Source organism: Pseudovibrio sp. POLY-S9, assembly GCF_001431305.1.
Lineage (GTDB): Bacteria > Pseudomonadota > Alphaproteobacteria > Rhizobiales > Stappiaceae > Pseudovibrio.
In genome coordinates this window covers 1-332 of sequence record NZ_LCWX01000180.1, presented here as the reverse complement: position 1 = coordinate 332, position 332 = coordinate 1, and the positions used below count along the sequence as shown (strand labels likewise).

General features: G+C 47.6%; 1 protein-coding gene. It reads right to left on the bottom strand.

The annotated features are described in order from the left end of the window. Positions 1-332, bottom strand: a 332-nt coding sequence (locus PPL9_RS18170) for a proprotein convertase P-domain-containing protein (protein ID WP_200962335.1), incomplete at both ends; no start/stop codon positions are given.

The following is a 332-nucleotide window of genomic DNA, read 5'->3' as shown; positions in this document are numbered from 1 at the left end:
TGCAATGGAAGACTGATGAGTGCCACTTAAGTCAATCACCACATCACCTGAGACTGCACTTGTGTTGATGATATCAAGACCTTCAGTGTCTGTAATGATGGTGCGATCGCTTGTGCCAATTTCTGCGAACTCATTGGTATAGACATAAGTGCTGTTATCAGCAGCTTGATCACCGTAAAGACGAAGTTCCCAGTTCTGCAGAGTTCCAGTCTTTCCGCTCTGAGTATCCTTGACGATCAGCGTCCAGTCACCAGCACTTTGTCCAGCCCAGTGATTGGTGCTTGTTGTCAGCCAGGTCTGATCGAAATTGCCATGTCCACGATCTGAACTGC